The 11894-nt window shown below is 64.8% G+C and carries 12 protein-coding genes; 4 read left to right on the plus strand and 8 right to left on the minus strand.

The window, feature by feature from the left end; genetic code table 11:
- Positions 1-148: 148 nt before the first annotated feature.
- Positions 149-1609 (minus strand): IMP dehydrogenase, encoded by a 1461-nt coding sequence (gene guaB, locus AC56LG_RS17935; RefSeq protein WP_497167430.1) that lies wholly within the window; start codon positions 1607-1609, stop codon positions 149-151.
- A 147-nt stretch (positions 1610-1756) separates the two neighbouring features.
- On the opposite strand from guaB, the gene AC56LG_RS17940 reads away from it, so the two are divergent.
- Positions 1757-2245 carry a DUF4124 domain-containing protein gene (locus AC56LG_RS17940; protein WP_497167431.1) on the plus strand — a complete coding sequence of 163 codons (489 nt, stop codon included), beginning with the start codon at positions 1757-1759 and terminating at the stop codon, positions 2243-2245.
- A 139-nt stretch (positions 2246-2384) separates the two neighbouring features.
- On the plus strand, positions 2385-3002 hold the full coding sequence (locus AC56LG_RS17945; RefSeq protein WP_497167432.1) for a DUF4114 domain-containing protein: 618 nt from the start codon (positions 2385-2387) through the stop codon (positions 3000-3002).
- 24 nt (positions 3003-3026) lie between these two features.
- On the opposite strand, the gene AC56LG_RS17950 is transcribed toward AC56LG_RS17945, so the two are convergent.
- The 3 genes from AC56LG_RS17950 to AC56LG_RS17960 all read right to left on the minus strand — a co-directional run bounded on the left by AC56LG_RS17950 (position 3027) and on the right by AC56LG_RS17960 (position 5128).
- Positions 3027-4220 carry a GGDEF domain-containing protein gene (locus AC56LG_RS17950; RefSeq protein WP_497167433.1) on the minus strand — a complete coding sequence of 398 codons (1194 nt, stop codon included), beginning with the start codon at positions 4218-4220 and terminating at the stop codon, positions 3027-3029.
- 175 nt (positions 4221-4395) lie between these two features.
- Positions 4396-4704: an RnfH family protein gene (locus AC56LG_RS17955; protein ID WP_192056767.1), complete on the minus strand. Its 309-nt coding sequence runs from the start codon at positions 4702-4704 to the stop codon at positions 4396-4398.
- Positions 4697-5128, minus strand: a complete 432-nt coding sequence (locus tag AC56LG_RS17960) for a type II toxin-antitoxin system RatA family toxin (RefSeq protein ID WP_497167434.1) — start codon at positions 5126-5128, stop codon at positions 4697-4699. Before AC56LG_RS17960 ends, AC56LG_RS17955 begins: the two co-directional genes overlap by 8 nt.
- A gap of 100 nt (positions 5129-5228) precedes the next feature.
- Here AC56LG_RS17960 and smpB point away from each other — a divergent pair, with 100 nt between their 5' ends.
- Complete coding sequence (smpB, locus tag AC56LG_RS17965) at positions 5229-5678, plus strand: SsrA-binding protein SmpB (protein WP_192056765.1); 450 nt, start codon at positions 5229-5231, stop codon at positions 5676-5678.
- A 149-nt stretch (positions 5679-5827) separates the two neighbouring features.
- Here the strand turns inward: smpB and AC56LG_RS17970 are convergent, their stop codons facing one another.
- From AC56LG_RS17970 to AC56LG_RS17985, 4 genes are all read right to left on the minus strand, one after another.
- Positions 5828-6994 (minus strand): multidrug effflux MFS transporter, encoded by a 1167-nt coding sequence (locus AC56LG_RS17970; protein WP_497167435.1) that lies wholly within the window; start codon positions 6992-6994, stop codon positions 5828-5830.
- Positions 6995-7371: 377 nt separating this feature from the next.
- Positions 7372-8043, minus strand: a complete 672-nt coding sequence (lepB, locus tag AC56LG_RS17975) for a signal peptidase I (protein WP_497167436.1) — start codon at positions 8041-8043, stop codon at positions 7372-7374.
- 88 nt (positions 8044-8131) lie between these two features.
- Positions 8132-8317 carry a hypothetical protein gene (locus AC56LG_RS17980; protein WP_497167437.1) on the minus strand — a complete coding sequence of 62 codons (186 nt, stop codon included), beginning with the start codon at positions 8315-8317 and terminating at the stop codon, positions 8132-8134.
- Positions 8314-9495, minus strand: a complete 1182-nt coding sequence (locus AC56LG_RS17985; protein WP_497167438.1) for a PepSY-associated TM helix domain-containing protein — start codon at positions 9493-9495, stop codon at positions 8314-8316. Before AC56LG_RS17985 ends, AC56LG_RS17980 begins: the two co-directional genes overlap by 4 nt.
- Positions 9496-9598: 103 nt before the next feature.
- Between AC56LG_RS17985 and AC56LG_RS17990 the strand changes: the two genes are divergently transcribed.
- On the plus strand, positions 9599-11806 hold the full coding sequence (locus AC56LG_RS17990; protein WP_497167439.1) for a TonB-dependent receptor: 2208 nt from the start codon (positions 9599-9601) through the stop codon (positions 11804-11806).
- Positions 11807-11894: the final 88 nt, after the last annotated feature.

Consider the following 11894-nt stretch of genomic DNA (forward strand, 5'->3'; position numbering starts at 1 on the left):
TAATCTGGGTCGGGTGGTCTCAGGAACGGCGCGGATGATCACATGGTGATACCGCGTGGACGGAGTCCACCCTACGGTTCATGGCCGATCGTCGTCAACCACAAGAAGCACATGCAAAAAGCGGCCGTCGCCGGCCGCTTTCAATACATCATTCCGAACGGTAGTTCGGCGCTTCCTTGGTGATCTGGACGTCGTGGACGTGCGATTCGCGCATGCCGGCCGAGGTGATTTCGACGAATTCCGCTTTTTCGCGCAGTTCGTCGATGGTGGCGCAGCCGCAGTAGCCCATCGACTGGCGCACACCGCCCACCAGTTGATAGATGATCGCCAGCACGCTGCCCTTGTAGGCGACGCGGCCTTCGATGCCTTCCGGGACGAACTTGTCGGCCTTGGCCGAAGCGTCCTGGAAGTAGCGGTCGGCCGAGCCTTCGGCCATCGCGCCCAGCGAACCCATGCCGCGGTAGGATTTATAACTGCGGCCCTGGTACAGGATGACTTCGCCCGGCGCTTCCTCGGTACCGGCGAACATCGAGCCCATCATGACGGTCGAGGCGCCCGCTGCCAGTGCCTTCGAGACGTCGCCCGAGTAGCGGATGCCGCCGTCGGCGATGCAGGGCACGCCGGTGCCGGCCAGCGCTTCAGCCACGTTCGAGATCGCCGTGATCTGCGGCACGCCGACGCCGGCGACGATGCGGGTGGTGCAGATCGAGCCCGGGCCGATGCCGACCTTGACTGCGTCCGCGCCGGCCTCGACCAGCGCCCTGGCGGCCGCCGCGGTGGCGATGTTGCCGCCGATGACGTCGACGTGCGGGTAGCGCGTCTTGATCGACTTCACGGTGTCGAGGATGCCTTGCGAGTGGCCGTGGGCGGTGTCGACCACCAGCACGTCGACGCCGGCCGCGACCAGCAGCTCGACGCGTTCACGGTCCTTCTCGCCCACGCCGACCGCCGCGCCGACCAGCAGCTTGCCCTGCGCATCTTTCGATGCGAACGGGTGCTCGTGCGACTTCATGATGTCCTTGACGGTGATCAGGCCGCGCAGCTCGAACTCGTCGTTGACGACCAGCACGCGCTCGAGGCGGTGCTTGTTCATCAGGCGCTTGGCTTCTTCGGTGTCCGCTTCCTCGTTCACGTAGACGAGTTTTTCGCGCGGGGTCATCTTGGTGCGGGTCTCGGCGTCGAGATCTTCTTCGAAACGCAGGTCGCGGTTGGTGATGATGCCGACCACCTGCTTGCCTTCGACGACCGGGAAGCCGCTGAAGCCATGCTGGTGCTGCAGCGCGATGACGTCGCGGATCTTCATCGTCGGCGGGACGGTGATCGGGTCGCGCAGCACGCCGGCTTCGAAACGCTTGACGCGCGCTACCTCACGGGCCTGGTCGGCCGGACGCAGGTTCTTGTGGATGATGCCGATGCCGCCTTCCTGCGCCATCGCGATTGCCAGACGGGCTTCGGTCACGGTATCCATCGCGGCCGAGAGCAGCGGGATATTGAGCGTGATGTTGCGGGTCAGCTTGGTGCGAAGGGAGGTGTCGGCCGGAAGAACATTCGAGTAGGCCGGGACGAGCAGCACATCATCGAACGTGAGTGCTTTTTGAAGTAGACGCATAGCATTTTCCTATAGGCGCAAAAGCGAATTATACAGAATGCAGCGAAAGGCGTCGCACGTCGCCGAAAAAACACGGTTCACGGGGCTTTCGTTGACACGTACAGGGAATCATGGAGAATCGCAGATAGTTACCACAGGAAATATTTGATGACCTATCGCTCCTCTTTTGCCGCCCTGCTCCTGTTCTGCTGCGCCGGCCTCGCGCAGGCCCAGTTCGTCTGGATCGGTCCCAACGGCACCCGCCAGTATTCCGACCAGCCGCCACCGCCCGGCACGCCGCCGTCGAAGATCCTGAAAATGCCCGGCCGCCCTGCCCTGGCGCAGGAAGCTCCCGCTGCCGCGCCCGCAAGCGAAGGGGCGAAACCGAAAGCGGCGCCGACGCTGGCCGAGCGCGAAGCCGACTACCGCAAGCGCGCCAAGGCGCGCGAAGAAGCCGATGCCAGGATGCAGTCCGAGGCGCGGTCCAATGCCGCCCATACCGAGCATTGCGAGAACGTACGCAAGAACCAGCGCATGTATGCGTCCGGCATGCGCATCTCGGAAATCGGCGCCGATGGACAGCGCCGCTTCCTGAACGACGCCGAACGCGCGGCGGGCAGCGCACGGACGGAACAACAGTTGAACGAGTGCCGCTGAGGCAAAAGGCGTCGGAAATTCTTACATTATCAATCCGACAATTTCCCGTCCGACGCATAACTTGTTGTTTTGTAAAGCATAATTCCTTTTGGAATGTAAATTGCTAATAAGTAAATTTTACTTAACTAAAGGAAAAGTTGTGAAAACTTTTTACGCAACCATTACCGCAGCCATCGCCTTTGCTTTCGCCGCCCCAGCCCAGGCTATCCCGACCGCCTACGCCACGCCAGGCATCGAGAGCAACGTGCAATATGACTTCGTCGCTGCGGCGAGCGGCGACGTGCGCGCTTATTTTGTCGGCTCGAATGCCGCCTACACGACCCGGATCGCCCTGCTGGTGAATGGCGTCGACACCGGCATTTACGGCCTAGACAATCACAGCTCCGCTTATGGACAAATGCTGAACTTCGGCCAGGTGAATGCCAACGACCGCCTGGTGTTCAAACTGATCAACGTGAATTCGCCTGAAATCGGTCCGTTCTATTCCGACCTGACCCTGAACGCCGATGGCCGCAACCACATCTATGCAGCCGCTTATGAAGGCGACGAGTTCATTCCGGCAGGGATCGCCGTCGGTTTCGAAGACCAGCCGAATGGCGGCGACTTCGACTACAACGACGAGAACTTCGTGTTCGTGAACGTCGCCAATGCACCTGAGCCGAGCGACGTGCCGGAGCCGGCATCGATCGCCCTGCTGCTGGCCGGCGCCGCCGGTTTCGGCGCCAGCCGCCGCGCCAAACGCGCTGGCAAGAACTAAGACCCTGCTTTTAAAAGCCCGACCTCAGCCGCGCCGGCCGCCTTCGGACACCTGCGCGGCGGGCGGCGGCAGCGGCGCGCTGACCATGCGGTTGCGACCGTCCGCCTTTGCCGCATACAGCGCGGCGTCGGCCCGTTCCATCAGCCCGGCAAGCGTCTCATCGGGCGCCAGCGTAGCGACGCCGATGCTGACCGTGTAGCTGATCGGAATGGTCGACGGCGCCAGCTGCAGCGAGCGGTCGAGCGCCTTGCGCAGGCGCGCCGCCACGTCCATCGCCGTCTGGTGATTGGCGTCGGGCAGCAGCACAGCAAACTCCTCGCCGCCCAGTCGGGCGCAATAATCGATCTTTCGGACCACTTCCTGCGCGTGCAGCACGATGTCGCGCAGCACACGGTCGCCCGTGGCGTGGCCGTGGGTATCGTTGATGCGCTTGAAATGGTCGGCGTCGAACACCAGCAGCGACAGGCAGCAGTCGAGGCGCAGGGCGCGCGCATGTTCGTGCTCGGCAAAGGTGAAAAACGCGCGGCGCGACCAGGCGCCGGTCAGGTGGTCGTGATCGGCGGCATACGCCGTGTCGTGCAGGACGCGGGCGTTGGCCATCATCACCGCACCCAGGGTCAGCGCCGGCAGCGCCAGCGTGCCGGCTGCGAAAAAGACGAGGTTATAGGCGGCCGGATCGAGAAAATCGAGCGGCGTGCCGACTTGCAGGGCGTAAAAGATGCCGCGGCAGGCGTGCACCGCCCCGAGCGCGTAGGCCGCGCGGCGGGTGAAGCGGTAGGCGTAGGCCAGGTCCGGCTCGCGCGCCGCCGGAATCGAACGCCCGATCGCGACGTAGACGCTGGCATGGAAGATCGACACCAGCACCGTGCGCAGCGGCAGCACGTCGACGGCCAGGTGGAACCAGGTCAGCCCGGCCATGGTCGCCAGCATGCCTAGCACCAGCGGGCGCACCGGCACCGGCGCCAGCAGGTGGCGCCGGAAACCGGCCAGCATCAGCGCCGCCGAACCGAGAAACAGCGCGTTGGCCAGCTCGATCGACAGCAGGTCGGGCAGGATGCCGCGCGACGCGAACAGCAGCAGCGCCAGCACGGCGCAGGCATTGGCCTGGCCCCACTCGCGGATGCCCTCGACCTTGCTGCTGCGCAGCGACGACAATACGAACAGCATGACCACCGACAAGGCGGTCGTGACCAGCAAGAGACTCAGCGCACTCAGCATTGGAACCTGGCGAAAAGGCTGGAAGGGCGGCAACGCCGCGCGTAGCTTCCAAGCCGTTGAGGCGACCTTTGGACGCCGGGATGCCGATTGCGATGCGGATGAAAGCCCGCCAATCTTAGCAAAGAATGCCTTGAGGCATAGATTCGGTTAAGCCACACCAACTACAAACTGTGCGTCAGGCAGCAGGCCTGGCCGCGCCGGCATCTTTTTTCGCGGCCCGCTTGCGGCGCGAATCCTTGGGATCGGCCACCAGCGCACGGTAGATTTCGATGCGGTCGCGCGCGCGCAGGACCGTCTCCAGCGTCTTCTTCCTGGCGAAGATGCCGACCGGCTGGGTCACCAGGTTGATTTCGGGGAAGGCGGCAAGCACGCCGCTGGCCTCGATGGCCTGCCCGATGGTGGTGCCGGGCTCCACGTCGAGCATGCGCAGGAATTCCTGCGCAGGCGTGGCATAGCAGACCGACACGCCGATCCGCTCAGCCATAGACCGCCTCGGCGCGCTTGCAGAAGGAATCGACCATGCTGTTGGCAATCATGCCGAACACCGGGCCGACCAGCTGCTCGAGGATGATGCTGGAGAACTCATAGTGCATGTCGAAATCGATCTTGCAGGCATCGGCGCGCAGCGCCTTGAAATTCCAGGTGCCTTCCAACATCTTGAAGGGGCCATCGACCAGATGCATTTTCATCTGCGTCGGACGCATGTTGTGGTTCGAGGTGGTGAAGCTTTGCTTGACGCCGTGGAAGTTGATGCCGAGGCTGGCCACCAGCTTGTCCTCGCTGCGTTCGACAACCTTGACGCCGTTGCACCACGGGAGGAACTTTGGATAATCTTCCACTTTTGCCACCAGGTCGAACATCTGTTCGGCGCTATAGCCCAAGAAAACTGATTTGTGCACTACTGCCATTGGTCAACCGTTTGTTATGATGTTGGACAAGTTGTATTTTTGCGCCGCGCCCTGGCGCGACAAGCTGTAGTTTAACCGACCCGCGGATTTTCGCTATTTCATGAGCATCGCTGACAATAAAAAAGCATTTTTCGACTACTTCATCGAGGACCGTTACGAAGCGGGACTGGTGCTCGAGGGCTGGGAAGTCAAGGCCATTCGCGACGGACGCGTGAACATCAAGGAAGCCTACGTCGTCGTGCGCGGCGACGAGCTGTTCCTGTTCGGCTGCCACGTGAGTGCGCTCAGTACCGCCTCCGCCTTCAGCCACCCCGAAGCCCTGCGCACGCGCAAGCTGCTGCTGCACCGCGCCGAGATCGACAAGCTGCGCGGCAAGGTTGAGCGTTCCGGCTACACGCTGGTGCCGCTCAACCTGCACTACAAGGGCGGCCGCGTGAAATGCGAGGTCGGCCTTGCCAAGGGCAAGAAGCAGCACGACAAGCGCGCCACCGAGAAAGACCGCGACGCCAAGCGCGAGGTGCAGGCGGCGATGAAGACCAACAAGCGATGATGCGATTCCGTGCCGGTGTCGACATCGGCGCGGTGTGCACACGTGCGTAAGGCGGGCATGCCCGCCCTACGTTACACGGCCGCCAACATGGCTGCGCACCGTAGGGCGGGCATGCCCGCCAGTAATCCCCGCGCAGCCCGCGGCCGCTCTCAAGCCAGCTTGCTCACCCGCCACGCCCCAAAACTCAGCAGCAGCCCCACTCCCACCCCGCACGCCAGCTTGAACGCGCTGTCGAACAGCAGCGGCGCCACCAGCCCCGACACCAGCGCGAACGACATCATCTGGATAAAGCCCAGCATCGACGAGGCCAGCCCGCGGTTGTCCGGGAACAGCCCGAGCGCGCTCATCTGGATGGCCGGCATGGCCACGGCCAGGCCGAAGGTATAGATCGCCAGCGGCAGCACCGCCCATGGAATCGCGGCCGGGAAGAAGGCGTTGTAGCCGATGTTGAGTACGGCCGCCAGCAGCATGGTGCCGAAGCCGATCCACTTCATGCGCAGCGCCGGCACGTGCGCGGCATGCTTGCCGCCCCAGGCCGAACCCGCGACCATGCCCCCGATCAGCGGGATGAACATCCAGGCAAACGCGGTTTCCGGCAGCCCGAGGATGACCATCACGAAGTTCGCCGCCGAGCCGATGTACAGCGACAGCCCGCCAAACGCGAGGCCGACCGACAGCGACAGCAGCAGGAATTGCGGATGGCGCAGCACCTTGCCGTAGTTGCGCGCGATCGTGCCCGGATGGAAGGGCTGGCGTTTTTCAGGCGGCAGGCTTTCCGGCAGCAGGCGCAGCGTCATCGCGATCAAGAGGGCGCCGAACACGGCCAGGAAGATGAAGGTCGAGCGCCAGCCGAAGTGCACGTGCAGCCAGCCGCCGACGATCGGGGCGATGGCCGGCGCCAGGCCGAACACCATCATGATGTGCGACATCATCTTCTGCGCTTCGGCGCCCTTCAGGCGGTCCTGCACGACGGCCTGGCCGACGACCGAGCCGGCGCCGGCCGACAGGCCCTGCAGCGCGCGGAAGGCGAGCAGCCAGCCGAACGAGGGCGCGAAGGCCGCGCCGACCGAGCCAATCGTGTACAGCACCAGCGACACCAGGATCACGCGGCGGCGTCCGAAGGAATCGGACAGGGTGCCATAGAACAGCATCATGAAGGCAAAGCAGAACAGGAAGACCGACAGGGTCTGCTGCACGGCCACGGGGCCGACGCCGAAGTCGCGCCCGATGGCGGGCATCGACGGCAGATAGGTGTCGATGGCGAGTGCGCCGGCCATGCCGAGGCAGGCCAGGACGACGGTGAGGGTTCTGTACATCGGGTGCTTTCAGGACGAGGCGCTCTGCGACAAGCTGCGCGCGGGGCAGCGATTGTACCGAGTTTCCACGACTCACGTTGGCACCAGCCCGATTTGCAGAGGTTCGCAGGGTGGACTCTTGAGTCCACCCTGCGAACCTCTGCAAACCGCAGCGTTTGGAACGGCCTGTTGCAGATGTACCAGCCCAGCGAGTCATTTCGACATGCGTATGTTACCCAGCCCGCGCGTCATTTCGACATGCGTATGCAGCACCGCGTGGACTCAAGAGTCCACCCTACGGACCGCGGGACTTCACGGTCCCGATTCAGCACAGGGCATGGGGGGCAGGCCGCCGGCTTGACCGACTGGCATCAGGCCCACGGCTGGCGTTTCCGTGTTCAGTCGCGCAGCGACATGCCGAAGCGCTCGAAGCGCGGCGCGTAATTCGTCAGCATGTCGGCCGACACCAGCACGCGCTCGGCGCGGCCGATCAGCAGCTTGCGCGGCACGAAGCCGATATAGCGAGAGTCGGCGCTGTTGTCGCGGTTATCTCCCAGCATCATGTAGTGGCCGGGCGGCACCGTCACCGGGCCGAAGTTGCGGGCAGGCGTGTCCACTTGCGGGATGATCTGGACGCGGCGCGCATGGCCGTCGGCGTGTTCGGAGAGGCGCAACGCAGGCACCTGGCCCTCCCCGGCCGGCTCCATCACCTGCTGCACGTCGTCATAGCGCGCCGGTTTGCCGTTGATGCTGAGGATCTCGTTGCGCATCTCGACCACGTCGCCCGGCAGCGCGACCATGCGCTTGATCAGGCGCGTGCCGTCGGCGGGCGAACTGAAGGTGACGACGTCGCCGCGCTGCGGTTCGCCCATATGGGTGACGATGGTGTCGGTCAGCGGCACCTTCAGATCGAACGCCAGGCGGTTGACGAAGACGACGTCCCCTTCGAGCAGGTTGGGCCGCATCGAGGACGTGGGAATCGGGTTCCAGTCCGCCACCGCCGTGCGGAACACGCCGAACAGCATCATGAATACGATAAAACCCTTGTTGGCGCGGATGAAGCCCTTCATTGCAGTCTCCCGGTGTGGTGGTTGGTGTCCCACTTTATACGGAGCATTCCTTTGGCAATGCTTAAGGCTTTGACAACGCAAGAAGGCTTCAGCGCGCCTTAAGTCTTGCGCCGCGCAGGCTGTACCAGAGACCGGTCAGCACCGGCGCGCCGAGCGTGAAAGCGGACACGATGTCCCAGATCCCGTCACCGAGCAGCGCGCTGACCAGGCCGATCGTGGTCGATATGCCGAGCAGGATGGGCATCAACCACAGGTGCATGAAGCTGCCTTTCATCGTCCCTCCCCGGAGCGCGCCAACACCGGCGTAGCCATGCCCGTCGCCTGCGCGACAGCCTGCGCATGGCGCTTGACGGCGCGCCCGCGCTGCACCCACAGGTACAGGCCGCTGCCCAGCACGATGATGGTGGCGACGTCGAGCAGCGCCCACAGCAGCTTCATCCAGGCGCCGCCGTAGTCGCCGAAGTGCAGCGGCTGCGAGATCAGCAGGGCCGTCAGGTACCACGGCAGCTCGCGGTGGTCGGTGATGGCGCCGGTCTGGGCGTCGATCAGCACCGGCTTGTACAGGCGCGACGAAAAGGCTTCGTTGCCGCGCATGTAGACGCCGTAATGATGCGGGCTGGCGAAGGGCGTGCCGGGGAAGGCCACGAAGCCGACCGCCATGCCGGGCGCCGCCGCTTCGGCAGCCCTGACGGCCGCTTCCATCGACGCCAGCCGGGTCGGCGCCGCCGCGCCCTTGTACGGTTCGAGCATGGCGGCGATCTCGGTCGCCTGCCAGTACTTCAGCATCACGTCGGCCAGGGTATTGATCACGCCGGTCGCGCCGACCACCAGCGTCCATACCAGCGTGACGATGCCGAGCAGGTTGTGCAGGTCGAGCCATTTCAGGCGGCTGGTGCGGCCGTGGCGCACGGTGCCGAATTCCTGCTTGCGCATGAAAGGCGCATACAGCACCACCCCGCTGACGATCGCGACGATCAGCAGCAGCCCCATGAAGCCGAGGAAGAGCATCCCCGGCAGGCCGGCGAACAGGTCCACGTGCAGGCGCAGCATGGTCGACATGAAGGCGCCGCCTTCGAAGGCGGGCTCGGTGATGACTTTAGCCGTGCGCGCATCGACCGCGATCGGCTTGTAGTGCTCGTCGTTCGGATGATCGCCCAGGGTCACGTTCCAGATCTTGGGCTCGTCGCTTTCCTGCGACATGTACATCATGATCTTGTTCGGATACAGCGCGCGGCCGGCGGCGATCACGTCGTCGAGATTCGCGCGCGGCGGATTGGCGGCCAGCTCGGGCGTGAGTGCGGGCGCCTCGACGTCGTTGCCCAGCAGGTGGCCGATTTCATGGTGATAGATCAGCGGCAGGCCGGTCAGGCACAGCAGCAGCATGAAGACGGTACAGACCAGGCTGCTCCACTTGTGGATCCAGGACCAGCGGCGTAGGGATTGCGATGACATGGGGTTCAGGTTCGACGATGAGCACAGATAATAATGGTTCTCATTTACAGTCGCAAGCTTTGCGCGCATAATAATGATAACGATTCTCATCTAACAAGAAACCATGAACCAGCCTCGCTTCATCCTCACTCCCCTCGCCTTTGGCGCCTTCGTGTTCGCGGCCGGCCACGCCGGTGCACAGACCGCCTCCCAGAGCACTGCCGCAGAGGCGCCGCAAACGCCGATGCAAACCGTCGTCGTCACCGCATCGGCCGACGCCTCGGCCCAGGGTTTGCCGAGCGCTTACGCCGGCGGCCAGGTCGCACGCGGCGGCCGCCTCGGCTTGCTGGGCAACGTCGACATCATGGACGCGCCCTTCAACACCACCAACTACACGCAGGCGCTGATCCAGGACCAGCAAGCCCGCAGCGTGGCCGACGTGGTCCAGAACGACCCGTCGGTGCGCGTCGCGCGCGGCTTCGGCAACTACCAGGAGCTGTACGTGATCCGCGGCTTCGCGGTGAACTCGGACGACCTGGCCTATAACGGCCTGTACGGCTTGCTGCCGCGCCAGTTCGTCGCTTCCGAACTGCTCGAGCGCGTCGAGGTCTTCCGCGGCGCCAACAGCTTCGTGAATGGCGCCGCGCCGGGCGGCGGCGGCATCGGCGGCATGATCAACCTGCTGCCCAAACGCGCCCCGAACAAGGACCTGAACCAGATCACGCTGGGCGTCGAAAGCGGCGGCCAGGCCTATGGCGCCTTCGACGTCGCGCGCCGCTTCGGTCCGGACAACCGCGCGGGCTTGCGCATCAACGGCGTGCGCCGCGACGGCGAAACCGCGATCGAAGGCGAAGAGCGCGAACTGTCGGTGTTCTCGATCGGCGCCGATTACCGCGGCAACGGCTTCCGTGTCTCGGCCGACGCCGGCTACCAGAACCACGCGCTCACTAACGCGCGCCCGAGCGTGACGATCGCCGCCGGCCTGCCGATCATCGAAGCGCCGGACGCCGACAGCAACTGGGCCCAGCCCTGGACCCTGTCGAAAGAACGCGACGTCTTCGGCACCCTGCGCGCCGAAGTCGACCTGCCGAACGGCGCGGTGGCCTGGGCGGCGCTGGGCGCGCGCAAGGGCAACGAAGCGAACATCCTGTCGTCGGCCACCGTCACCGGCGTCGACGGCAGCGCCACCATGACGCGCTTCGACAACGTGCGTGTCGACCGCGTCCGCACCGGCGAACTCGGTGCGCGCACCGAGCTGCAAACCGGCAGCGTCAAGCACGGCATCTCGGCCACGGTCTCGGGCTTCTACCGCGAAGAACTCAACGCCTATGCGATGAGCGATTTTGCCGGCTTTGCCACCAATATCTACCGTCCGGTGGCGTCGGCGGCGCCGTCGAACCAGTTCTTCACCGGCGGCGATTTGAACAATCCGCTGCGCGTCCAGCGCAGCATCCTCACCAGCGCCGCAATCGCAGACACCCTCTCGCTGCTTGACGACAAGGTGCTGCTGACCGTCGGCCTGCGCCACCAGCGCATCCGTGACGCCGGCTACCTGTACGGCAACGGCGCCCCTACCCCGGACTATGACGAGACCGCGAACACGCCGGTCGCCGGCCTGGTCTACAAACCGGTGCAGGGCGTCTCGCTGTACGCGAACTACATCGAGGCGCTGCAGCGCGGCACCCGCGCCAGCAGCGGCGGCTTTGGCGCGCCCCTGACCAACGAAGGCGCGGTGTTCGCACCGTACGTCTCGCGCCAGAAGGAAATCGGCGTCAAGGTCGACGGCGGCAAGTTCGGCGCCGGGGTCGCCCTGTTCCAGACGGCGCAGCCGCAAGCGTACGTGGCGAACAACACCTTCGGCCTGTTCGGCGAGCAGCGCAACCGCGGCCTCGAATTGTCGGTGTTCGGCTTGCCGACGAAGGGCCTGCGCCTGCTGGGCGGCGCCACCCTGCTCGACAGCCAGCAGCGCCGCACCTTCAACGGCGCCACCGACGGCCGCGAGGCGATCGGCGTGCCGGAAATCCAGGTCAACCTCGGCGCCGACTGGGACGTCCCTGGCGTGCCGGGCCTGGCGTTGAACGCGCGCGCCCTGCACACCAGCACCCAGTTCGCCGACGCCGCCAACCTGCAAAAGCTGCCGTCCTGGAGCCGCCTCGACCTCGGCGCGACCTGGTCGACCCGCCTGATGGAACGCGACGTGACACTGCGCGCACGCATCGACAACGTCACCGACAAGAATTACTGGGCGTCGGCGGGCGGGTATCCGGGCTACGGCTACCTGGTCGCGGGTGGACCGCGCACGGTGACGGTGTCCGGGTCGATCGATTTCTAGTAGGGCGGGCATGCCCGCGTGACGGCGCGCGCACACCCGAACACCATGGTGCGCACGGGCACGGGGATACGGGAAACGTCATACCAAC

It is taken from the genome of Telluria sp. ZB2R32 (assembly GCF_059685715.1).